The organism is Roseateles sp. NT4 (genome assembly GCF_051857475.1).
Lineage (GTDB): Bacteria > Pseudomonadota > Gammaproteobacteria > Burkholderiales > Burkholderiaceae_C > Pelomonas.
This window is the reverse complement of record NZ_JBPZGZ010000002.1, coordinates 665,354-687,038: the sequence shown is the minus strand read 5'-3', so window position 1 is coordinate 687,038 and position 21,685 is coordinate 665,354. Positions and strand designations below refer to the sequence as shown.

The 21,685-nt window shown below is 71.0% G+C and carries 23 protein-coding genes; 14 read left to right on the top strand and 9 right to left on the bottom strand.

Translation table 11 applies throughout. The features are described 5' to 3' along the window. The first annotated feature begins 68 nt into the window (after positions 1 to 68). Complete coding sequence (locus tag ACS5PN_RS12740) at positions 69 to 932, top strand: GNAT family N-acetyltransferase (RefSeq protein ID WP_439464328.1); 864 nt, start codon at positions 69 to 71, stop codon at positions 930 to 932. On the opposite strand, the gene ACS5PN_RS12735 is transcribed toward ACS5PN_RS12740, so the two are convergent. Beyond that, the gene (locus tag ACS5PN_RS12735; protein ID WP_439464327.1) at positions 898 to 1,764 is read right to left on the bottom strand and encodes an alpha/beta hydrolase family protein; all 867 of its coding nucleotides are present in this window, start codon (positions 1,762 to 1,764) and stop codon (positions 898 to 900) included. The genes ACS5PN_RS12740 and ACS5PN_RS12735 overlap by 35 nt on opposite strands. A 120-nt stretch (positions 1,765 to 1,884) precedes the next feature. Between ACS5PN_RS12735 and ACS5PN_RS12730 the strand changes: the two genes are divergently transcribed. After that, a complete protein-coding gene (locus tag ACS5PN_RS12730; RefSeq protein ID WP_439464326.1) occupies positions 1,885 to 2,445 on the top strand; it encodes a hypothetical protein in 561 nt (186 codons plus the stop codon). Positions 2,446 to 2,449: 4 nt separating this feature from the next. Here ACS5PN_RS12730 and ACS5PN_RS12725 read toward each other — a convergent pair whose 3' ends face one another. Beyond that, the gene (locus ACS5PN_RS12725) at positions 2,450 to 3,391 is read right to left on the bottom strand and encodes a DMT family transporter (RefSeq protein WP_439464325.1); all 942 of its coding nucleotides are present in this window, start codon (positions 3,389 to 3,391) and stop codon (positions 2,450 to 2,452) included. A 133-nt stretch (positions 3,392 to 3,524) separates the two neighbouring features. Between ACS5PN_RS12725 and ACS5PN_RS12720 the strand changes: the two genes are divergently transcribed. After that, complete coding sequence (locus ACS5PN_RS12720) at positions 3,525 to 4,406, top strand: LysR family transcriptional regulator (protein WP_439464324.1); 882 nt, start codon at positions 3,525 to 3,527, stop codon at positions 4,404 to 4,406. On the opposite strand, the gene ACS5PN_RS12715 is transcribed toward ACS5PN_RS12720, so the two are convergent. Beyond that, a complete protein-coding gene (locus ACS5PN_RS12715; RefSeq protein WP_439464323.1) occupies positions 4,407 to 5,459 on the bottom strand; it encodes a hypothetical protein in 1,053 nt (350 codons plus the stop codon). A gap of 99 nt (positions 5,460 to 5,558) precedes the next feature. Here ACS5PN_RS12715 and ACS5PN_RS12710 point away from each other — a divergent pair, with 99 nt between their 5' ends. Next, positions 5,559 to 6,929, top strand: coding sequence for an ethanolamine ammonia-lyase subunit EutB (locus ACS5PN_RS12710; protein WP_439464322.1), 1,371 nt, complete (start codon positions 5,559 to 5,561; stop codon positions 6,927 to 6,929). Then, positions 6,926 to 7,717, top strand: coding sequence for an ethanolamine ammonia-lyase subunit EutC (gene eutC, locus ACS5PN_RS12705; RefSeq protein ID WP_439464321.1), 792 nt, complete (start codon positions 6,926 to 6,928; stop codon positions 7,715 to 7,717). The genes ACS5PN_RS12710 and eutC overlap by 4 nt, the downstream gene beginning before the upstream one ends. Here the strand turns inward: eutC and ACS5PN_RS12700 are convergent. Together ACS5PN_RS12700 and ACS5PN_RS12695 are read right to left on the bottom strand one after the other, a co-directional pair. Further along, positions 7,714 to 7,905, bottom strand: a complete 192-nt coding sequence (locus ACS5PN_RS12700) for a hypothetical protein (RefSeq protein WP_439464320.1) — start codon at positions 7,903 to 7,905, stop codon at positions 7,714 to 7,716. The two genes, eutC and ACS5PN_RS12700, sit on opposite strands and share 4 nt — an antisense overlap. 72 nt (positions 7,906 to 7,977) lie before the next feature. After that, on the bottom strand, positions 7,978 to 8,328 hold the full coding sequence (locus ACS5PN_RS12695) for a PRC-barrel domain-containing protein (RefSeq protein ID WP_439464319.1): 351 nt from the start codon (positions 8,326 to 8,328) through the stop codon (positions 7,978 to 7,980). Positions 8,329 to 8,569: 241 nt separating this feature from the next. On the opposite strand from ACS5PN_RS12695, the gene ACS5PN_RS12690 reads away from it, so the two are divergent. Genes ACS5PN_RS12690 through ACS5PN_RS12680 form a run of 3 tightly spaced genes read left to right on the top strand, consistent with a single transcriptional unit; the run spans position 8,570 to position 9,803 of the window. Then, positions 8,570 to 9,247, top strand: a complete 678-nt coding sequence (locus tag ACS5PN_RS12690) for a helix-turn-helix transcriptional regulator (protein ID WP_439464318.1) — start codon at positions 8,570 to 8,572, stop codon at positions 9,245 to 9,247. Then, positions 9,244 to 9,657, top strand: coding sequence for a DUF6036 family nucleotidyltransferase (locus tag ACS5PN_RS12685; protein WP_439464317.1), 414 nt, complete (start codon positions 9,244 to 9,246; stop codon positions 9,655 to 9,657). The genes ACS5PN_RS12690 and ACS5PN_RS12685 overlap by 4 nt, the downstream gene beginning before the upstream one ends. Continuing rightward, positions 9,645 to 9,803, top strand: a complete 159-nt coding sequence (locus tag ACS5PN_RS12680) for a hypothetical protein (protein ID WP_439464316.1) — start codon at positions 9,645 to 9,647, stop codon at positions 9,801 to 9,803. The genes ACS5PN_RS12685 and ACS5PN_RS12680 overlap by 13 nt, the downstream gene beginning before the upstream one ends. On the opposite strand, the gene ACS5PN_RS12675 is transcribed toward ACS5PN_RS12680, so the two are convergent. Both ACS5PN_RS12675 and ACS5PN_RS12670 read right to left on the bottom strand, forming a co-directional pair. Next, entirely contained in the window at positions 9,800 to 10,441 is a 642-nt protein-coding gene (locus ACS5PN_RS12675) for a response regulator (RefSeq protein WP_439464315.1), read from the bottom strand. The two genes, ACS5PN_RS12680 and ACS5PN_RS12675, sit on opposite strands and share 4 nt — an antisense overlap. After that, positions 10,416 to 13,019, bottom strand: coding sequence for a sensor histidine kinase (locus tag ACS5PN_RS12670; RefSeq protein WP_439464314.1), 2,604 nt, complete (start codon positions 13,017 to 13,019; stop codon positions 10,416 to 10,418). The genes ACS5PN_RS12675 and ACS5PN_RS12670 overlap by 26 nt, the downstream gene beginning before the upstream one ends. Positions 13,020 to 13,155: 136 nt before the next feature. Here ACS5PN_RS12670 and ACS5PN_RS12665 point away from each other — a divergent pair, with 136 nt between their 5' ends. From ACS5PN_RS12665 to ACS5PN_RS12645, 5 genes are all read left to right on the top strand, one after another. After that, a complete protein-coding gene (locus ACS5PN_RS12665; protein ID WP_439464313.1) occupies positions 13,156 to 13,587 on the top strand; it encodes a response regulator in 432 nt (143 codons plus the stop codon). Continuing rightward, positions 13,584 to 15,653 (top strand): ATP-binding protein, encoded by a 2,070-nt coding sequence (locus tag ACS5PN_RS12660; RefSeq protein ID WP_439464312.1) that lies wholly within the window; start codon positions 13,584 to 13,586, stop codon positions 15,651 to 15,653. Before ACS5PN_RS12665 ends, ACS5PN_RS12660 begins: the two co-directional genes overlap by 4 nt. A 281-nt stretch (positions 15,654 to 15,934) precedes the next feature. Further along, positions 15,935 to 16,789: a Ku protein gene (locus ACS5PN_RS12655; RefSeq protein WP_439464311.1), complete on the top strand. Its 855-nt coding sequence runs from the start codon at positions 15,935 to 15,937 to the stop codon at positions 16,787 to 16,789. A 69-nt stretch (positions 16,790 to 16,858) separates the two neighbouring features. Next, on the top strand, positions 16,859 to 17,344 hold the full coding sequence (locus ACS5PN_RS12650) for a MarR family winged helix-turn-helix transcriptional regulator (protein WP_439464310.1): 486 nt from the start codon (positions 16,859 to 16,861) through the stop codon (positions 17,342 to 17,344). A gap of 5 nt (positions 17,345 to 17,349) precedes the next feature. Continuing rightward, on the top strand, positions 17,350 to 18,384 hold the full coding sequence (locus tag ACS5PN_RS12645) for a S41 family peptidase (protein WP_439464309.1): 1,035 nt from the start codon (positions 17,350 to 17,352) through the stop codon (positions 18,382 to 18,384). A 3-nt stretch (positions 18,385 to 18,387) separates the two neighbouring features. Here the strand turns inward: ACS5PN_RS12645 and ACS5PN_RS12640 are convergent, their stop codons facing one another. Both ACS5PN_RS12640 and ACS5PN_RS12635 read right to left on the bottom strand, forming a co-directional pair. Continuing rightward, entirely contained in the window at positions 18,388 to 19,389 is a 1,002-nt protein-coding gene (locus ACS5PN_RS12640; protein ID WP_439464308.1) for an NADP-dependent oxidoreductase, read from the bottom strand. Continuing rightward, positions 19,386 to 20,615 carry an MFS transporter gene (locus tag ACS5PN_RS12635; protein ID WP_439464307.1) on the bottom strand — a complete coding sequence of 410 codons (1,230 nt, stop codon included), beginning with the start codon at positions 20,613 to 20,615 and terminating at the stop codon, positions 19,386 to 19,388. The genes ACS5PN_RS12640 and ACS5PN_RS12635 overlap by 4 nt, the downstream gene beginning before the upstream one ends. Positions 20,616 to 20,689: 74 nt before the next feature. Here ACS5PN_RS12635 and ACS5PN_RS12630 point away from each other — a divergent pair, with 74 nt between their 5' ends. Continuing rightward, positions 20,690 to 21,670 carry an AraC family transcriptional regulator gene (locus ACS5PN_RS12630; RefSeq protein ID WP_439464306.1) on the top strand — a complete coding sequence of 327 codons (981 nt, stop codon included), beginning with the start codon at positions 20,690 to 20,692 and terminating at the stop codon, positions 21,668 to 21,670. Positions 21,671 to 21,685: the final 15 nt, after the last annotated feature.

The following is a 21,685-nucleotide window of genomic DNA, read 5'->3' as shown; positions in this document are numbered from 1 at the left end:
GCGGCGTTCAAGCGAGAGCAAGGCGCATGACTTTGCGGCCGCGAGCCCGGCATGGCCAGAATGCCCCCATGCCCGCCTTCTCCCTCGTCTCCACCAGCCAGCTCGCCCCCGAAGCCCTGCACGCGGCCTTTGTGCGGAGCTTTGCCGACTACCTGATCGGCCCCTTCAACCTCGCCCTGGATCAATGGCCGGGCTTCGTGCTGCGCCAGGGCGTGGACCTGAGCCTGGGGCGGGCGGCGGTCGATGCCGAGGGCAAGGTGCTCGCCTTCGCGCTGGTGGCGCCGCGGCCGACGCTTCAGCGCTGGCGGCTGGGCACCATGGGCGCGGTGCCGGAGGCGCGCGGCAGCGGCGCGGCGGTGCAGTTGCTGCAGGACTTTGTGCAACGGGGCCGCGAGGCGGGCCTGAGGGCGGTGGAGCTGGAGGTGTTCGTGCAGAACGAGCGCGCCGCCCGCCTGTACCGCCGCCATGGCTTCGTGGAGCGGCACGCCTTGCACGGCTACCAGCGCGTGGCAGACACCGGTAAGGCCCGCCCGCCGGCGCCCGAGCTGGCCTGCACCCAGGCCGAGGCGCTGGCCTGGCTGCGCGAGGCGGAGGCCACCGTCGCCGACCTGCCGTTGCAGGTGTGCGCCGACGTCGTGGGCGTGCTGACCGTGCCCTGGACGGCCTGGCGGCGCGGCAGCGCGCAGCTGGTGTTCACGGGCGACCGGGAGAACGGCCTGCTGGTGCGTTCGCTGATCGACCCCAACCCCGCCCAGCAGGACGCGGAGGCCCTGGTGCAGGCGCTGCTGGCCGCCCACCCGGGCGCCAAGGTCAGCGTGCCGCAGCTGCAGCGCAGCGACCTGGGCGGCGAGGCCCTGCAGCGCTGCGGCTTTGCCACCGAGGCGCTGCATCAGGCCCTCATGCGGCTGGATCTGGCGCCGGCTCTTCAGTAAGCAGCCAACCGCCCAGGCGCTGCATGGCCGCCGGCGTGCGCGCCAGGCTGCGGTGGTTGGTGCCGGCGAGCTGGTGCACGGTGACGGCCGCGCCGGCATGCTCCAGCGCACGCACGAGGGCGTGGGAGTGCGCATGCGGCACCTGCGTGTCGCGCTCGGCCAGCAGCACCAGCACCTCGCCCTTGAGCGCACGCGCGGCGGCGACGCTGTCCAGCGGTGAGCGCAGCCAGGGCGTCAGCGGCAAGAGCAGTGGGTTGCGATTGAGCACCGCGCGCAGGCTCTTCAGCGGCGTGATCAGCGCGACGCTGGCTGCCGGACGGCCGGCTGCGACCAGGCGCGCTGCGAGCTGCATGGCCACGCCGGTGCCCAGGCTGCGGCCGGCTAGGTGCAGGGCGCTCGACGGCAGACCCAGCCGCGCCAGCCCCCAGGCCGCGGCGGCTTCGGCGTCGGCCACGCAGGCGGCCTCGCTCGGCCAGCCGCCGCTCTCACCCAGGCTGCGGTAGTTGAAGGCCAGCAGGGCGCAGTCGTCGGGCAGCCAGCCGGCGAGGTCGGGCGTCCAGGCGACGTTCTCATTGCGCCCGCCAAACCACAGCAGCAGGCGGCGCGGTGCGTCGTGCGACGGCGTGGTCAGCCAGCCTTGCAGCTTCACACCGCCCGGGCGCTCCAGCCAGACGGCCTCGCTGCGCCGGCGGGCCGCGGCGGGGCCGGGGTCGGTGCGGCGGATGACCCAGGTGCGGCCGAACAGCAGCTTGCCCTGCAAGGCAATCAGCGCGGCCGCCAGGGCCGGGCACAGCAGCAGGGCCCAGGCCCAGGGCGGGAGGTTGGCAAGCATGGCGTTGGAGGGCAGCCGCAAAGCCACCCAGCCTAGGCCGCGGACATGACAGGCCGGTGAGGGCGCGTCCCTAGCTTCTCAATGCGCTCAGCGCCGGCGGCGCGTTAAGGTGCGCGGCCGATGCCCGACCTGGACCTGCAAGCCCTTCCCCCCGAACTGCAAACCGCGCTGGAGCGCGCGTGGCCCGGCTGCCCGGAGGCGCAGCGGCGCGCGCTGCTGGCGCCGCCTGGGCTCGGCTGGGAACCCCTCTGGCCCAACCGCCTGTGGGCCTGGCAGCCGGCCCGCCGGTGGTGGAGGCCGTTCTGGGCGCGGCAGCACCGAGCGCTCGACGAGGGCGCCTTCAGCAGGCACCTCAGCGATGCGCGCGGCGAGCCCTGGGACGCCGTGGAACCGTCCTACAAGGAGCGTATGTTCGACCCCGAGCAGCCGTTCTTCGAGACGCCCTGGACGCACGCGAAGGTGCTGCTGCGCAGCCCGGCGCCGGACGTGTTCAGCGACGGGGAGTTCTGGTTCATCACGCAGACGCTGTGGGGCGGCCATGTGCAGTCGGCCGCGTCCATGACGGAAAGCTGGGCGCGCGCGATGAAGGCAGAAGGCGCGCTGCGCGGCGGGCGCCGGAGCCGGTGGTTGAGCAACGCGCTGTGGCTGCTGAACATGGAAGCCACCGGCACCTATCTGTGAGCGCTCAGGCCCCGGCCGTGCAGCGCGACGCCGCAGCGATGGGCACGGGCTTGGGCGTCCACACCGTCAGCGCCAGGCCGATGCCCACCAGCGCCGCGCCGGCGATCTCGTTGGCATGCGGCGCCTCGCCCAGCACGGCACGCACGGCGATGACGGACACCGGCACCATGTTCAGGAACAGCGTGCCCATGGGCGCGCCGAGGCGCTTCACGCCGGCATTGAAGGCCAGCACGCCCAGCACGGTGGGGATGAGGGCGATGTAGATGAGCTTCGGGCTCAGGCTCAGCACCAGCTCGGGCGACGGGGCGGGCGCCCAGCCCACGAGGGTGGCCAGCACCGCGGCCGCGGCCAGCCAGGGCAGGGCGCCGATGGCTGTGAGGGCGGCGTATTCCAGCGGGCTGTGGTCGGGCAGCTTGGTCATGGCGCGGGTGTAGAACACCCAGCCCAGGGTGCCGGTCAGCGTGATGGCGTCGCCCAGCAGCATGCGGCCGTTGATCTCGTCGGCGTGGCCGAGCAGGTTGGCCACGGTAGCCACGCCGGTCAGGGCCAGGGCGGCACCGACCACGGCGCGCAGCGGCGGACGTTGGCCGTCCAGCAGCCAGCGCAGGCCCAGCGTCGTGAAGGGCATGGTGGCCATGATGACGGAGCCGTGCGAGGGCAGGGACAGGCGCAGGCCGTGGAAGACCATGATGCTGAACACGCCATAGCCGGCCAGGCCGACCAGGCTGTGGCGCAGCGCATGGCGGCGCAGCTTGGCCCAGGGCTGGACGCCGGCAAAGTGCACCAGCAGGGCCAGCACGCTGGTAGCGAGGCCGTAGCGCACCAGCGTGAACCAGACCGGGTCGAGCTGGGCGACGACGGGCTTGCCGATCAGGAAGAGGCTGCCCCAGGCGGTGGTGGCGAGCAGCAGGGCGACGATGGCGCGGAGGTTGGAGGTGGCAGTCATGGAGGGGCTCCAGACGGATTTCAATGGCAATCAGTCTGGGCGCCTCGCGCGATTCCCTCCATTCGTTTCGGCAGACCGCCCCGTTCGGAAAATCCACACCCCCGCCCGGCCCGGCGTGTTCAGAATGCCGGCCATGGAGATCTACCAGCTCAAGACCTTTGTGGCCGTGGCCACCGAGGGCAACCTCACGCGGGCCGCCGAGCGCGTCTTTACCAGCCCGCCGGCGGTCAGCGCCCAGCTCAAGGCGCTGGAGGACGAGTTCGGCGTCAAGCTGTTCGAGCGCAGCGCCCGTGGCATGGCGCTGACGCCTGCCGGCGAGCGCCTGCTGGAGGAGGCGCGCCGCACGCTGGCCGCGGCCCAGGGCATGCAGGCAGCGGCTGCGCAGATACGTGGCGAGGCGCGCGGCCAGGTGCGCATGGGCACGGTCAGCGACGCGGTGGCCCTGCGCCTGGGCGAGGTCTTCGTGCACCTGGCCGAGCACCATCCCCTCGTGCAATTGCAGCTGCAGCAGCTGGTGTCGCTGCGCGCCATCGCCGCCGTGCGCAAGGGCGAGCTGGACTGCGCCTGCGTGCTGCACGAGCACCCGGAGATCGAGGGCCTGGAGCTGCGTCGCCTGCAGGGTTGCGAGATCGTGCCCGTGGTGCCGCAGCGCCTGCTGCTGAACGGCGGCCTGCCGGCCGACCTGGCCGGCCTCGCCATGCTGCCTTGGGTGACGACGCCGCCGGACTGCGGCTTGCGCGTGCACCAGGAACGCCTCTTCACCCAGGCCGGCGCTGTGCTGGAGGTGGGCCTGCAGGCCGACACCGAGGTGGCGGTGCGCAGCATGGTGGCGGCCGGCATGGGCGCCGGCATGGTCAGGCGCGACCAGGCCGTGCTGATGGAAGACGCCGGCCAGGCCCGCATCTGGCCGGGCTGGGCGGCGCCGACCTGGTTCTGCTGGATCAGCAGCCCGGCCGCCATGGCCGTGCCGGCCGTGGGCGCAGTCAGGGACGCAGTGGCGCTGACCTGGGTCTGATCAGGTCTTCACGGGCGGCTCGCGCAACTGGGCCACGGCGGCTTCGAACTGCTGGGCGGCCTGCTTTAGGGCATCCAGCTCGGTGCTGGCACGCGTCAGCGCCTTCTGGGCCGCATCGCGTGCCGCAGCCTCGCCGCCGGCAGGCGCCGCGGTGATGGCGCCGAGCCGGGTCTGGGCCTCGGTCAGGGCGCGGGCCACCTGGTCACGCAGCGCGTCCAGGCCGTTCGACAGGCTCAGCGCTTCGTCGAGGCGCTGCTGCCAGTCGGGCGGGATGTCGCCCGGTGAGTTGCGAAGGCCCTCCAGGGTCTCGCGGTCGCTCTTGATGTGGGCCTCCAGCCCGTCGCGCTCCGTCGTCAGCGCTGCGTGCTGGCGCTGCAGGGACGCATCGGCAGGCGGCGTGGTGCCGCCTGCCTGCGAACGCAGACCATCGCCCGCGCTCTTGCTGCCGAAGTAGAAGCCGACCACCGTGGTCAGCAGGGTGATGATGGCGGTGAGCAGCTGCTTCTGCGCGTCTACGGCATCCGCTGGCCGACGGGGCTTCACCGCATAGAGATTGAGCTTGGCATCGGTGCCCGGGTCGGCGCCGGAGGCGGCCTTGCCAGGAGACACCACCACGGCCAGCACGGCGACATCCTTGTAGCGCGCCAGTTCGTCGGCCAGCTTGGCGGCCGGCACGGTGGTCTCGATGAAAGGCTTGTCGCTCACGGCGCCCTGACCGTCGTCGCCGAAGAACTTGAGCCCGAACACGGCGAACAACACCATCACGCCGACCGCCAGCAGGGTGCGCACCGAGCCCGACGGCAGGCCGAAGGCCTCGCTGGGATCGTTGAGCTTGAGGCCGCCGAAAACGATGGCCGTCAGGGTCAGCGCCGTAGCCGTCAGTACCAGCAGGCCGACGAACCAGAGGGCCGAGTCGCTGTGCTTGTCCTGCCGCCACAGCATCAGGGCCATCACGGCGCAAACCGCCAGCAGGCCGGTCACGCCCCACCTGACCCGCTGGGAGATCTTGTCGTCGTCCATGGTCGCCTCGCGCCGTGCAGCAAAGACCGTCACGCTAGCCGCCATGGCCGGGACGGGCATCCCCAGTCTTGCTGACGCGGCGGGTCACCGCTTTGTCATGCAGGCGCCGCCGCTTTTGCGCACACTCCGGCCATGGCCTACACGCACACCCTCGACGGCGAGCGCTACAGCTTCTCCGACCTGCGCACCCTGCTGGCGCGCGCCAGCCCGCGCCGCTCGGGCGATGAGCTGGCCGGCGTGGCCGCCGCGAATGCGCGTGAACGCGTGGCAGCCCAGCTGGCCCTGGCCGACCTGCCGCTGAAGGCCTTCCTCAGCGAAGCCGTCGTGCCCTATGAGAGCGACGAGGTCACGCGGCTCATCGTCGACACGCATGACGCGGCTGCCTTCGCGCCGATTGCTCACCTCACCGTCGGCGGCCTGCGCGACGCGCTGCTGGCCGACGCCGCCGACCCGGCGCAGAGCGCCGCCGGCCTGACGCCCGAGATGGCGGCCGCCGTCAGCAAGCTCTGCCGCGTGCAGGACCTGATGCTGATCGCGTCGCGCTGCGAGGTCGTCACGCAGTTCCGCAGCACCATCGGCCAGCGCGGCCGCCTGGCGACGCGGCTGCAGCCCAACCACCCGACGGACGACGAGGCCGGCATCGCGGCCAGCCTGCTCGATGGCCTGCTGATGGGCGCGGGCGACGCCGTCATCGGCATCAACCCCGCCACCGACAACCTGCCCCAGGTGACGCGGCTGCTGCAGATGCTGGACGCCGTCATCACGCGGCACGAGATCCCGACGCAGAGCTGCGTGCTGACCCATGTGACGACGACGCTGGAGGCGATGAACCGCGGCGCACCGGTGGACCTGGTGTTCCAGTCCATCGCCGGCACCGAGGGCGCCAACCGGGGCTTTGGCATCACGCTGGCGCTGCTGGAGGAGGCTCAAGCCGCGGCGCTGGCGCTGAAGCGCGGTGGCCGGCAGGTCATGTATTTCGAGACCGGCCAGGGCAGCGCCCTGTCCAGCGGCGCCCATCACGGCTGCGACCAGCAGACGCTGGAGTGCCGGGCCTATGCCGTCGCGCGGCGCTTCGAGCCGCTGCTGGTCAACAGCGTGGTCGGCTTCATCGGGCCGGAGTATCTGTACGACGGCAAGCAGATCCTGCGCGCCGGCCTGGAGGACCACTGCTGCGGCAAGCTGCTCGGCCTGCCCATGGGCGTGGACGTCTGCTTCACCAACCATGCCGAGGCCGATGTCGACGATGTCGACAGCCTGCTGACCCTGCTGTGCGCCGCCGGCTGCAACTACATCATGGGCGTGCCGGGCTCGGACGACATCATGCTGGGCTACCAGAGCACCAGCTTTCACGACGCACTCGCGATGCGCCGCCTGCTGGGCCTGCGCGCCGCGCCCGAGTTCGAGGCCTGGCTGCAGCGCATGGGCATCTTCGAGGCCGGTGAGGTGCCCCAGCTGGCCGACGGTCTGCCGGCGCGCTTTGCTGCCATGCTGGAGCAGGCATGAGCGTTGTCGAGCAGCCCTGGTCCCGCCTGCGCCGCTACACCGCCGCGCGCATCGGCCTGGGCCGCGCCGGCATCAGCGTGCCGACGGCCGGCCACCTCGCCTTCCTGCAAGCCCATGCCGAGGCGCGCGATGCTGTGCATGCGCCGCTGGATGCCGACGCGCTGCTGGAAGGTTTGCGTGCGCTGGGTGAAGTGCCGCTGCGGGTGCGGAGCCGGGCCATGGACAGAGCGAGCTATCTGCAGCGCCCCGACCTGGGACGGCGCCTCGACGAGGCCGATGCCGGCCGGCTGCAGGACCTGCAAGCGCCGGCGACCGATCTCGCCTTCGTGCTGGCCGACGGCCTGTCGGCGCTGGCCCTGCAGCGCCAGGCCCTGCCCCTGTTCACGGCGCTGCGGGAGCGGCTGCTGCAGGAAGGCGGTTGGACCTGGGCGCCGCCCGTCATCGCGACGCAGGCCCGTGTGGCCCTGGGCGATGAGGTGGGCGAGCTGCTGAAGGCACGCTGCGCGGTCGTGCTGATCGGCGAGCGGCCGGGCCTGTCGGCGCCCGACAGCCTGGGGGTGTATTTCAGCTGGGCGCCATGCGTGGGTCGGGTGGACGCCGAGCGCAACTGCATCTCCAACGTGCGCCCGGAAGGCCTGTCGCCGCAGGCGGCCGCGGCCAAGCTGCACGGCCTGCTGAAACTGGCACGAACGCGCCAGCTGAGCGGCATCGCGCTGAAGGACGAAGAAGACGAGCGCGCCCTGCCGACGGCGGCGGCCGCGCCCTTGATGCGCCTGCTGGGCGGCTAGCGCCGCGGCGTCAGCGTGTCGATGCCGGCGCCGGGGTCTTCCTCGCCGGCCACCGAGTCATCGAAGGCGCCGTTCTTCACGTCGCGCGCGGGGCGCTGCTTGGCGGTGGGCCGGTCGGCGTCGGCGGCCTGCGGTACAGACGGTGCCGGTTCGGGCGGGATGGGTGGCGTGCGGGTGGGGTCGGGCATGGTGTGCTCCAGGCAAGGAAAAAGGGGCGGCAACGCCGCCCCTTGGATCACGAAGCGGCTATGGGAGCCGGCTTACATCCACCACGTCGAGCCGTAGTAGTCGTAGACCTTGCGGCCGTATTCGTCGCTGTAGGTGGGCGCTTCGTCGCTGGGGTAGCGCGGCGCGCGCTCCAGCTGGGTCTTGTCGACGTTGACGACGTAACCGTCCTTCTGCGTGTCGTACTTCAGCTGATCCCAGGGCAGGGGATAGCGGTCGGTACCCATGCCGAGGAAGCCGCCGAATTCCAGGGCGGCATAGCGGACCTGGCCGGACTTCTTGTCGATGACGAGGTCGTCGATGGAACCGAGCTTGTCGCCGCTGGGGCTGTAGACATTGGTGCCTTCGACCTTGGACGAGGAGATGGTGGGGGTGACGCTGGCCATGATGGACTCCTGAGATTGAACATGGGCACGGCGCGGGCCTGCGGCCTGCTCCGCCAGGTGCTGTGCACACCATGAGTCCACTATGCGTGGCTGAACGTTTCGACGCAGTCGGGGGGCGCGCCCCGGCACTGTAGGAGTGGACCGACCGTGAGGTGACTCGGGCCAGATCTCGAAAAACACATGTCGCCGTATGTCTGTCAAAGTAGGCAAATATGCATTTTTTGCCTAAAATATTGGACAAATGACTGCTTCAACTCTTGCCATGCTGGATCGCCAGTTGCTGCTGCAACTGAGCGATCGACTCAAGCGTCTCCGGCAGGAAAAGGGCATAGGTACGGTTGAGATGGCGCACCGCGTCGGTGTGTCTCGTTCAACGCTCAGCGCGGTTGAAGCTGGCGACCCCGGTACCGCCATCGGGACCTATCTGCGTGTCATGTCCGTGCTGGGCGTCAGCGGCGAGCTTGCGTTATTGGCTGGAGACGCAATGCAGCCCGCGCCATCCGGATCTGCGGGCGCGCGCTCCAGACGCAGAAAGCCTGTCGTGCAAGTGCTCGTCTCTGCCGACGAGTCGCGTCACCAAGTCCAGGACCTCCAGAGCCTCGCGCTCCATGAAGAGGCGATACGGGCGGTGCAGAAGAATCCTGAACTGCTCGACAAGGCCAAGGCGACGCTGCAACTTTGGTTGACCACCAAGCCATCTTCACGTTCTGCGAGTCTCTGGGAAGAGTGGCGCAACATTCTTGAAGGCCGCAACTGGCGCAAGGTGCTGGGGCGTACGCGGCGCGCTCAGGAGTTGCGGCAAGCCTCGCCACTGCCGACCATCCTGCCGGAGGCCGTGAGACAGAACATCCTGACGGCAGCCAGCAAACTCAAAAGCGGGGTGCGGCTGGGCGGCGACCTCAAAGAGGATGTGTCGTGACTCGTGAAGAGCTGGAGCACATCATCCGCGCGAGCGCGGACGTGACCGATCAGTACGAGTTCATCATTGTTGGAAGCCAATCCATCCTTGGCGCAGTCCCCAACCCTGACCCTGTCTTCACGGCCTCGGCCGAAGCAGACATCTATCCACTTCACGCGCCCGGACTGGCCGACAAGATCGATGGCGCCATCGGTGAAGGGTCGCAGTTCCACGAACAAAACGGCTACTACGCGCAGGGCGTTGGTCCCGATACCGCGATCCTGCCCGATGGCTGGTTCCACCGCGTGCATCGAGTCCAGAACGGCAACACCAATGGCCGGGTGGGTTACTGCCTGGACCTGCCAGACCTGTTCATGTCAAAGGCGGCGCGGGCCGGGACAAGGATCGCGAGTTCTGCATGGCCATGCTGAAGCACCGCTACCTGCGACCGGAGCAAGCCCTGAATCTGGTTCATCAAATGCCACTGGACGACCGGCTGCAACGCAGCCTGCGCGCCACGATTCGTCGCTGGGTCAAGGCGCTGCGCGACGCCGGCCATGAGATCCCTGAGGCCTAGTTCTCGTCCAGGCTGATCAGCCCTTCGCGGATGGCCCATTTCACGAGGCCCGCGATGTCGTTCAAGCCAAGCTTCTTCATCAGCCGGCTGCGGTAGGTGTCCACGGACTTGGGCGACAGGTGCAGGGCCTCGCCGATGGCGCTGCTGGTCGCGCCCTGGGCCACCATCAGCAGGATCTGGCGCTCGCGCGGCGACAGGTCGCCTTCGTCACCCGGCGTGCCGGCGCTGGTCAGCATGGAGGCGGCGAACTCGGCCGCCTGCGGGCTCAGGAAGCGCTGGCCCGCGGCCACGGCCTGCACGGCCTGCAGCACCTCGGAGCTGGCCGAGCCCTTGAGCAGATAGCCCCAGGCGCCCAGCTTCAGCGCCTCGGCCACATGGCGGGGCTGGTCGGACATGGTCAGCACGATGACGCGCAGCTGCAGGCCGCGCTTGTTCAGCTCCGCCAGCAGCTCGAATCCCGAGCGCTGGCCCAGGCGCAGGTCCAGCAGCACGACGTCGGGCAGCAGGCGGCCCAGGTCGGCCAGGGCGGGCGTGGGACCGGCGGCCTCGCCGATGACCTCGTGGCCGGCGGTCTCGAGCACGATGCGCAGGCCATCGCGCATGATGGCGTGGTCATCGATCAGGTAGATGCGGCTCATCGGCGGGCGTCTCGTCGTCGGTGGCTTCCCAGGTCAATGCGACCATGGTGCCATGGCCGACACGGCCGTCAATGTGAAGTTCCGCACCGATGGCGAGGGCACGTTCGCGCAGGCCGATGAGGCCAAGCTGGGGCGCGCCGGCCGGCAGCTGCAAACCCCGGCCGTCGTCGCCGATGCTGAGTTCGAGCAGGAATTCATCGCCATCCAGCTGTACGGTGATGACCTGGGCGTCGGCGTGGCGCAGCGCGTTCAGCAAGGCCTCGCGGGCCACCATGAAGACGGCGTACTCGATGTCGGCCGGCCAGCGCTGCAGCTGGTTCGATTCGCTGGCCTGCAGCACGATGCGGGTGTCGCCGTGCTGGCGGATCTCGTTGTCGATGGCGGCGACCAGGCCGAGTTCGTCCAGCAGCGGCGGGCGCAGCTCGGCCAGCACGCCGCGCACCTGCCGGTTGGCCAGGGCGATGAGGTTGGCGATGCGCTCGTCCATGCGCTCGCGCTGCTCGGCACTGGCGCTGCGCCAGGCCTCCCAGTGCAGGCGCAGCGCGGCCAGGGTCTGGCCGAGTTCGTCGTGCAGGGACTGGGCCAGGCGGCGGCCGGTGCGCTTTTCCTGGTCGAGCAGGCTGCGGTTGAACTGGATGATCTCGTCGCGCGTGGCCTCGACGAGCCGCACCTGGGCGGCACGCTCGCTGACGTCGCGCAGGATGAGGCCGAAGCGTGCCGAGCCCGGCGCCAGGCCGAGGGCGTACAGGGTGCCCTCGAAGCGACGCTCGCGGCCGTCGGGCCCCTGGCCGTGCACCCGCAGCTCGCACGCGCCGTCGATCTGGGCCGCGCGCATCCAGGCCGCGCAGCCGCCGAAGCCCGGCAGCAGCGTATCCAACGTCTGGCCCAGGGCCGCAACGGACGCGTGGCCGCTGAGCCTCTCGGCGCCGCGGTTCCACTCCAGCACGCGGCCGGCGGAGTCCAACGTCGCCAGCAGGGTGTCGACGGCCGCGTCGGCCAGCGCGCGCAGGCGGCCGGCCATGGCGTCGGCGCGGGCGCGGGCACTGCGCTCGGGGCGGATGTCGTGCACGATCTGCAGGGCGCCGCCCAGGCGGCCCTGGCCGTCGAACATGGGCACGAGATGGCATTGCACGGCCACCGTCTCGCCGGTAGACGTCAGGGCCTCCAGGCGCATGACGAACTCGCCCGGCGGGTCGCCCAGCTGCTGGTAGGCCCGCGCCAGGCCTTCGCGCAGCGTCGGGTCCAGCAGGGCCTCGCCGGCAATGCGGCCGCGCAGGGCCTCGGTCGTCCAGCCCAGCAGCCGCGTGTAGGCCGGGTTGACGTATTCGCAGCGGTGGTGGTGGTCGGTCAGCGCGATGGCGACCGGCACATGGTCGATGGCGCGGCGCAGATTGCCGGCGTCGCGCGCCAGCCAGCCCATCAGCATCTCGGTGGGCGACTGCGGGCCGCGCTGGGCGCGCTCGGCCACCAGGTCCTGCACGCGGGCGCCCACATGGCCCATGTCGGCACCGCCGCCGGCCTGGCTGGCCAGCACGCTGTCGAAGATGGGGGCCCAGGGCGCGAGCAGGCGGCGGCCGGCCCAGAAGCCGGCCGCGGCCAGCAGCAGGGCCGACAGCAGGCCCACCCGCAGCATGGAGGAGGTCAGCTCGCGCAGCGGCGCCAGCGCCACGTCTTCGCGCTGCAGCACGACGGCACGCCAGGGCAACAGGGGGGCGTCGCTGCTGCCCAGGCCGCGCAGGGCCGACTGGGCCAGCAGCCAGCGCGCGCCTTCGGCGCTGCGCCAGGCCTGGGGGCGGGGGTGGGCCTGTGGCAGGCCGGCGGGAACGACGGCGCCCGGGGCCACGCTGCGTGTGCCCGGCTCGGTCAGCACCAGGCCCTGCAGGCCCTCGGCTGTGGCGGCGGCGGGCTCGCCCAGGGCAAGCGCCAGCTGTTCGTTGACCCAGTCCAGGCCCAGGTGGACGGTGACGACGCCGACGACCTCGCCGGCCTCGTTGAGCACGGGCTCGCCGATGTCGATGAGTTCACGCACGCCGCCGGGCAGTCGGGCCAGCAGCGGGGCGAGGGCGACGGGCTCGTGCACATCGCCCACCATGCCGTCACGGCCGCGCCGGAACACCGGCCGCTGCGCGAGTGAGGTGCCTTCCAGCCAGCCGCGGCTGCCGGCGATGACCTGGCCGTCGGGCGCGACGAGGCCGGCCCAGACGAAGCGCGGCGAGCGTTCGACGAGATGGTCCAGCTCGGCACGTGCGCGGGCGGGTGCCACGCCGGGTTGCAGGGCCTGGGAGCGCGCCAGCAGGCGCACCTGGCTGACCGCGTCGCGCAGGGCCAGCTGCAGCTGCAGGCCCATCACGTCGGCGCGCTGCTGGTTGCGGGCCAGGCTGCGCTCGATGAGCTCGGCACCCAGCAGCCGTTGGCCGACGAAGAGCAGCACGCAGGTCAGCAGCACGACGGCCAGGGCCGGCAGCAGCGCGAAGCGCCAGGTCGGTCGGGACACGCGGTTCATGCCGCCGCCGTCGTGACGCCCGGCCGCCTTGCTGCTGGCGTGCAGTCCATGGCTGGGCTCCTGGGTCGTCGTCATGGAACCACTGTCCGTCAAGACATGTAACGACGCCATGCCGGCCGTGTAGGGGATTCTTGACGGCTGCTGTCGGGGTTGCCGGAAACCCCTCATTAGCCCCTCGCCACGCGGACCGCACGCGAACAAGATGCGGCCCATGCTCATATCTGACCCCTCCGACGCTGCGCCCCGGGTGCTGCTGGCCGGTGCCGTGCCCGAAGGCGCGGCCACGCTGCTGCGCGAGGCGAATTACGACGTGCGCAGCGCCGCCACGGGCGCCGCCCTGCTGCGCCTGGCCGGCAGCGCGCCAGCGCCGGGGCTCATCCTGCTGGGCGAGACGGTGGCCGACCAGCATGGCCTGGACCTGCTGAGCCGCTTGCGCGACGACGCGACGGCACACGCCATTCCCGTCCTGTTCGTGTCCGAGGGCGGCGACGAAGAACTGGCCCTGGCCCTGGGAGCTTCCGACTGCCTGAGCCTGCCACTGCGCCCGCTGGTGCTGCTGGCCCGCGTGCAGGCCCAGCTCGAGCTGCACCGGCTGCTGGCCCTGAGCAACGCCCGCGCCAGGCCGCTGGGAGTGGCCGCGTGAGCGCTCTGCCCCTGCCCGCCTCGGGCCCGGCGCGCTGGCTGCGCCGGCTGCGCGATTTCGGCCGCAGCCGCCTGCTGCGTCGCCGCAGCCAGGCCTTGGGCGTGAAGGCCGTGCAGATGCTGAATGCCGTGCTGGCCGATGCCGGCGTCGCCGTCGTCGTGCACGACGCCGAGGGGCGCTGCCTGGTCTGCAACGACGAGGCCGCCCGCGTGGCCGGCCTGGTCGTCGCGCCGCCGCCGGGCAGCAGCCTGGTGGGCCGCCTGCCGGACGTGATGCTGCATGGCCCTTTCGAACCCACCGATGCCGAGACCTGGCAGACGCCGGCCGGCCCGCGGCTGTTTCGCGTCAACCGGGGCCGCCTGCCCGCCCATGTGCCGGGAGAGGGCGAGCCGCACTATCTCGTCGCCCGCGACGTGACCGAGCAGCGCCACGCCGCCGAGCGCCTGGTGCGCAACGAGCAGCAGCTGTCGCTGGCCATGCGCGGTGCGGCCCTGGGCCTGTGGGACTGGCAGGTGGTCAGCGGCGAGGTTCACGTCAACGAGCGCTGGGCCGAGATGCTGGGCTACCGCGTCGAGGAGATCGAGCCTCACCTGGACAGCTGGCGCGCCCTCGTCCACCCCGACGACTGGGCCGCCATCGACGCCTCGCTGCTGCCGCATCTGCGCGGCGACACCGACAGCTACCGCTGCGAGCACCGCCTGCGCCACCGCGACGGCCATTGGATCTGGGTGTTGGACGCCGGCCAGGTGGTCGAACGCGATGCCGAGGGCCGCGCGCTGCGTGCCCTGGGCATCCATCTGGACGTGACCGACCGCCGCGGCGCCATCGACGCGCTGGAGCGCTCGCGCCGCGAGTTGGAGGTGCGCGTGCAGGAACGCACCCGCGCGCTGGCGCAGGCGTCTGCCGAGGCGCAGGCGGCCAGCGCAGCCAAGTCGGCCTTCCTGGCCAATATCAGCCACGAGATCCGCACGCCCATGAATGCCATCGTCGGCATGTCACGCCTGCTGGCGCGTTCGGCCACCGACACCGAGCAGGGGGCACGCATCGCCACCATCGAGAGCGCCGCGGCCCATCTGATGACGCTGATCGGCGACGTGCTGGACCTGTCCAAGATCGAGGCCGGCCACATGGAGCTGGAACAGTTGCCGCTGGCCCTGCCCGAGCTGCTGCGTCAGTCGCTGGGCCTGTTCGGCCCGCAGGCCCAGGCCAAGGGCATTGCGCTGCGGCTGTGTGCCGCCGGCCTGCCCGAGCGCCTGCTGGGCGACCCCACGCGCCTGCGCCAGGCGTTGCTCAATCTCGTTGCCAATGCGGTCAAGTTCACCGACCACGGCGAGGTCGTGCTCAGCGTGACCCAGCTGCCCGAAGAGGGCGACGATGCGGTGCGGCTGCGCTTCGAGGTCAGCGATACCGGCCCGGGCTTCGGCGCCGAGGTCGCGGGTCGCCTGTTCAGCGCCTTCGAGCAGGGCGATGCTTCCATCGCGCGCCGCCACGGCGGCACCGGCTTGGGCCTGGCCATCACGCGGCGCATCGCCGAGATGATGGGCGGCAAGGTGGGCCTGTCCAGCCAGCCGGGCCAGGGCGCACGCTTCTGGTTCACGGCCCGTCTGCTGCGCGACCAGCGGCCGCGCGGCTTCGAGGAAGGCCAGTCGCTGCGCCTGTCGGCCGCCGAGCGGCTGCGCCTGCGCCACCATGGCAAGCGTGTGCTGCTGGTCGAGGACAATCCGGTCAATCAGGAGATCGCGCTGGCCGTGCTGGCCCAGGGCGCTCTGGAGGTCTGCGTCGCGCCCGATGGCGAAAGCGCCTTGCGCGAGTACGCGGCCTACCACGCCTTCGACGCCGTGCTGATGGACCTGCACCTGCCCGACATGGACGGCTTCGAGGTCACGCGTCGCCTGCAGGACGCCGGCATGAAGTCGCCCGTGCTGGCGCTGACGGCCAGTGCCATGCCGCTGGAGCGCGCCCAGAGCGAGCGCCTGGGCATGGTCGCTTTCCTGACCAAGCCATTGGACCCGGACGCGCTGCACGAAGCCCTGCTGGCGGTGTTCGCGGCAGCACGAGCGCTCTGATCGTCGGCCTGGGCCTACAAGGCGACGGCGAGGGCGCCGACTGCGGCGCGGGCTGTGGCCGCCGAAAGTCCTGGGGTTGAAGTTTGACGATCGAGCATGCCGCCCCGCCAGAAAATCCAGCTGTTGACCGTGGCCGCCCTGGTTGCCGTCGTGGCACTGACCGCCTGCCGCAAGGAGGTGCCGCCGCCCCCGGGTCCGCAAGAGTTGCCCAAGCCCAAGGCGAATGCATCGGCCTACGCCCTGCCTACCGCTGACGTGCGGTTGGGTCACTGAAGCAGCACATGGCTTCCAAGGCCAGCGCGCGCGCCATCTGGAAAGGCGCCATCTCCTTTGGCCTGGTCCACGTGCCGGTGTCCCTGCACACGGCCACCCAGGAACAGGAGATCGACTTCGACTGGCTGGACAAGCGCAGCATGGACCCGGTGGGCTACAAGCGCGTCAACAAGCGCACCGGCAAAGAGATCGCCAAGGAGCACATCGTCAAGGGCGTCAGGCTTGCGGGCAGCGACGACTATGTCGTGCTGTCCGACGACGAGATCAAGGCGGCCTATCCCAAGCGCACCCAGACCCTGCAGATCGAGAGCTTCGTGAAGGCGGACGAGGTGTCCTTCGTCTACATCGAGAAGCCCTACTACCTGGCACCCGACGGCCGCTCGGGGCGCGTCTATGCGCTGCTGCGCGAGGCGCTGGAGAAGTCTGGCGTCATCGGCATCGCGCGCTTCGTGCTACACAACAAGGAACACCTGGCCGCGCTGATCCCGGCCGGGCCGGCGCTGATGCTGGGCGTGCTGCGCTGGGCCGAGGAGATCCGCTCGCCCGAAGGCCTGGACCTGCCCAAGGCCGGCGCCGCTGGCGTCAAGGCGGCCGAACTGAAGATGGCCCAGCAGCTCATCGCGCAGATGACCTCGGCCTGGAAGCCAGCCCAGTTCAAGGACGACTTCACCACCGCCATCCACAAGTTGGTCGCCGCCAAGGCCAAGGCCGGCAAGAAGGCGACGGTGAAGCCTTTCGAGGAGGCGCCGGACACGAGCTCCAGCAATGTCGTCGACCTGAGCGAACTGCTGAGGCAGAGCCTGAAGGGCAAGCCGGCCAAGGCGCCGGCGAAGAAGGCTGCCAGCCGCAAGAAAGCCGCTTGAGCTCCAGGGCGCGGACCTTCGCGCCCATGACTTTCGGCAATTTATATAAGCGCTTATTAAATGCGGACCATGACACGCCCCGGCCTTGGCACCCAGCTGCGCACGCTGCTCGAACTGCTCGACGGCGAACTCGAATCCATCTATACGGAAGAGGGCCTGGACTACCGGCCGCGCTTCACGCCGGTGCTGCGCGCGCTGCTGGACGAATCGCCGCTGACCGTCGGCCAGATCGCGGCCAAGACCGGCATCAGCCAGCCCGCCGCCACGCAGACGCTGAACCTGATGCTGGCGCGCGATTGGGTCGAACCGCAGGCCGACCCGGCGGACGCGCGGCGGCGCCTCTATGCGCCCAGCGCCAAGGCGCTCGAGGCCCTGCCCCGGCTGCAGGCCATCTGGGCCGCCACCGGCGGCGCGGCCCGCGGCCTGGACGCCGAACTGTCCACGCCGCTGTCCGCGCTGCTGGATGAGGCCATCGCCGCGCTGCGCAACCGCTCCTTTCCCCAACGCCGCCGCGATGCGGCTGTCGCTCTTTCCTCTCGCTCCAAGAAAGCCTAACAAGCATGAAGACACTGGTTCTCGCCGCCCTGCTCGCCACCAGCCTGACCGCCTGGAGCCAGCCCGCTCCTGAAGGCCCGGCCATGCCGCCGCTGGACGCCGCGGCGCGCACCCAGGCGGCCCGCGAGCTGGCGCGCCAGCTGCGCGACCGCTACATCTTTCCGGAGCGCGTCAAGGACCTGGAGCCCCAGCTGCAGGCCGCGGCGGCCGACGCCACGGATGCGCCGTCCCTGGCCGAGAAGCTGAGTGCCGTGCTTGCCGAGACCACGCACGACAAGCATCTGCGCGTGGACGTGATGCCCGAGATGCCCGGCCGCGCCAAGGCCGAGGCGGCCGAGATGGCGGAGAGCTTTCGGTATGGCAACTACGGCGTGACCCGCGTGGAGCGGCTGCGCGGCAATATCGGCCTGCTGGAGCTGCGCCAGTTCGCCCCGGTGCGCCAGGCCGGCCCGGTCATCGCGGCGGCCATGACGCTGCTGGCCAACACCGACGCCCTCATCATCGACCTGCGCCGCAACGGTGGCGGCGACCCCGAGACGGTGGCCCTGCTGGCCAGCTATCTGTTCGACAAGCCCACGCGCCTCATCGACATCCGCTGGCGCGCCGGCAACCGCCTGGAGCAGCATTGGACCTCGGCCAAGGTGGCCGGTCCGCGCTACGGCCAGCGCCGCCCCGTCTATGTGCTGACCGAGCACGAGACCTTCTCGGCCGCCGAAGACTTTTCCTATGGCATGAAGGCCCGCCACCGCGCAACCGTCATCGGCGAGACCACGGCAGGCGGCGCCCACCCGGGTGACGGCTTTCGCATCAGCCCCGAGCTGATGGTCTTCATCCCGACCGGCCGTTCGGTGGACTTTGTGGACGGCGGCAACTGGGAAGGCAAGGGCGTGACGCCCGACCACGCGGTTCCCGCGGCCGAGGCGTTCACGCTGGCCCAGCGCATGGCCCTGGAGCAGCTGCTGCCGGCCGAGAAGCACCCGATGAAGAAGGGCGGGCTGGAGCGCGCGCTGAAGGCCCTGGACGCGCCGGCCAAGCCCTGAACCTCATTCTTCGGCGACGCGCACCACGGTCTTGCCGAAGTTGCCGCCCTGCAGCAACCGGGCGAGCGCCGCGGGCGCCTGTTCCAGGCCGTCGACGATGTCCTCGCGCAGCGTGATGCGGCCTTCCGCCAGCCACGCGCCCATGTCGCGGCGGAAGGCGTCGAAGCGCTCGCCATAGTGGTCCAGGATGATGAAGCCCTGCACGCGGACGCGCTTGGCGAGGAGGGTCGCCAGGTCGGGACCTGCTGCCGGCGCCGCCTCGTTGTAGTGCGAGATGAAGCCGCAGACCGGCATGCGTGCGTTGACGTTGAGCAGCGGCAGGACGGCGGCCAGCACTTCGCCGCCGACGTTTTCGAAGTAGATGTCGATGCCTTGGGGGCAGGCCGCAGAGAGCCGCCCGGCGAGGTCGGGCTCGCGGCGGTCCAGGCAGGCGTCGAAGCCCAGCACCTCCACGGCATGGCGGCACTTGTCGGCGCCGCTGGCGATGCCGACGACACGGGCGCCCTTCAGCTTGGCGAGCTGGCCGACGACGCTGCCCACCGCGCCGGTTGCGGCCGCGACGACAACGGTCTCGCCCGGCTTGGGCTGGCCTATGTCGAGCAGGCCGACATAGGCCGTGAAGCCAGGCATGCCCAGGCCCCCGAGCGCATGCGAAGCCTGCTTCACATTGCCGAGAGCGAGCAGGTCGCTGCCGTCAGACAGCGCATAGTCCTGCCAGCCCGCATGGCCCAGCACCAGCTCGCCTTCCTTGAAGCCGGCATGGCGTGACGCCACAACCCGACTGACCGTGCCGCCCACCATGACGCCGCCCAGCGGCACCGGTGGCGCGTAGCCCGGACCGACGGGCGCCATCAGGTTGCGCTGGTAGGGGTCGACGGACAAATACAGCGTGCGCAGCAGCACCTGGCCGTCGGCGGGCTCGGGAGTGGGCTGGGTGTTGATCTCGAAGTGCTCTGGCCCCGGCAGGCCTTGCGGATAGGCGGCGAGCGTCAGGCGGCGGTTCATTGCGCGCCTCCCGCAGCAGGACGGGGGCCATGGCGCAGCGTCAGCAGCGTGCCCAGCGTCAGCGCGACGACGGCGAAGCTCGGGCCGCCGAGGGCGCCGATGTGGTCCACCAGCAGGCCGCCACCGATGGCGCCGCTGGCGATGGCAATCTGGAAGGCCGCCACCAGCAGCCCGCCGGCGCCCTCGGCCTGGTCGGGCGCGGCGCGCACGATCCAGGTCTGGAAGCCCACCGGAAAGGCGCCGAAGGCAAAGCCCCACAGCGTGATGGCGATGGCCGTCACCCAGGTTGAGCTGCCGGCAACGAGCAGGCTGGCCGCCAGCGCCGCGATCAACACGCCGCCCGCGACGATGGCATGGCGCTCGCTGCGCCCGGCCAGCCAGCCGCCGGCGAAGTTGCCGAAGAAGCCGCCGATGCCATAGCCCAGCAGCACGGCCGAGATGGCGCCGACGGACAGGTGGGTGACCTGCTCCATCAGCGGCCGGATGTAGGTGAAGCCGGCGAAATGGCCGGAGACGACCAGCAGCACCGCCAGCAGGGCCACGCGCACCGGCGGGCGGCGCAGCAGCTCGGCCAGCACGCGCAGGTCGGGCTTGTCGCGCGGCGGCAGGGCCGGCAGCGTCAGCGCCTGCACGGCCAGCGTGACGAGGCTGACCGCGCCGGCCGCGATGAAGGCGCTGCGCCAGCCCCAGACGTCGCCCATCCACGCGCCCAGAGGCGCCGCGCAGACGGTGGCCACCGACACGCCGGTCAGGATGACGGACATGGCCTTGGCGAACTGCTCCGGCGGCACCAGGCGCAGGGCCAGGGCGGCCGACATCGACCAGAACCCGCCCAGGGCGATGCCCAGCAGCACGCGCGCCACCAGCAGCGGCCCCAAGCTGCTGGCCGTCGCGGCGATGGCGTTGGACACCAGCAGCAGCACGGTGAAGGCCAGCATGACGAGGCGGCGGTCCAGGCGGCGCGTCAGCAGCGGCAGCGAGGGCGCGGCGATGGCGCCGACCAGGGCCGTGGCCGTGACGGCCTGGCCGGCCGCGCCGTCGCTGACGCCCAGGTCGGTGGCCATGGCCGTCAGCAGGCTGGCTGGCAGGAACTCGGCCATGACCAGGCCGAAGACGCCCAGCGTCAGCGAGCCAATGGCGGGCCAGTGGTGGGTGGGGGCGGGCGCCGGGACGGGAGCGGCATTGGCGCCCGCGTCGAGGCAGGTGGAGCAGGGGGAGGACGACACGGCAAAGACCCTGAGTGACTAACGCCTTCATGCTAGGCATAGGATCCTGGCGTTTGAATGTCGAAAGAGCCGAGATGTTTGACTTTTCGTCCAAGAGCCTGGAGGCGGAACCCGGCGTGCCCGACACCTTGACCCAGGTGCTGCTGGGCCTGCGCCTGGATGGCGTGGAATACGGCCGCTGCCTGATGCGCGGCCCCTGGGCCGTGGCCTTCCCGGCCCAGGCGGCGGCGCGCTTTCACTTCGTCGCCAGCGGCGGCGCCTGGCTGCGCACGGCGGCGACCGACTGGCAGCGCCTGAACCCCGGCGACGCCGTGCTGCTGCCCCATGGCAGCTTCCACATCCTGGCCAGTTCGCCCGACGTGCCGACCGTGGACATCGCCACCCTCTCGCGCGTCGCCGTGGCCGACAACATCTACCTCGTCGGCGGCGAGCAGCTCGGCCCGCCTCAGCCGGGGGAGGCGCCGCCCGACGTGATGTTCTGCGGCGCACTGCGCTTCAACCTCGACCCCCTGCACCCGCTGATCGCGATGATGCCCACCGTCATGCTGGCCGGCGACCTCGCGGCCAAGGACGCCACCGTGCCGGCCCTGCTCGACGCCATGGAGCGCGAAGTGGCCCTGGACCGCATCGGCGCCTGCGGCATCCTGGCCCGCCTGGCCGATGCGCTGGCGGCGAGCATCATCCGCGCCTGGGTGGAATGCGGCTGCAGCGACTCCACCGGCTGGGTGGCTGCGGTGCGCTGCCCCAAGATCGGCAAGGTCATCGCCGCCATCCATGCCGACCCCGAGCGCGACTGGAACGTGCCCGAGATGGCCGCGCTGATGGGCGCCTCGCGCTCCAGCTTCGCCGAGGCCTTCACCCGGACGCTGGGCGAGAGCCCGGCCAAATACGTCGCCAAGGTCAAGATGTTCCAGGCGCGGCGCTGGATCGCCCAGGACGGCATGCGCGTCGCGACGGCCGCCGACCGGCTGGGCTATGAGTCGGAGGCCTCGTTCAGCCGCGCCTTCAAGCGCGTCATCGGGCACGCGCCGAGCGCGGCGCGGGGTGGCACCTAAACTTCCGCCTCTTCC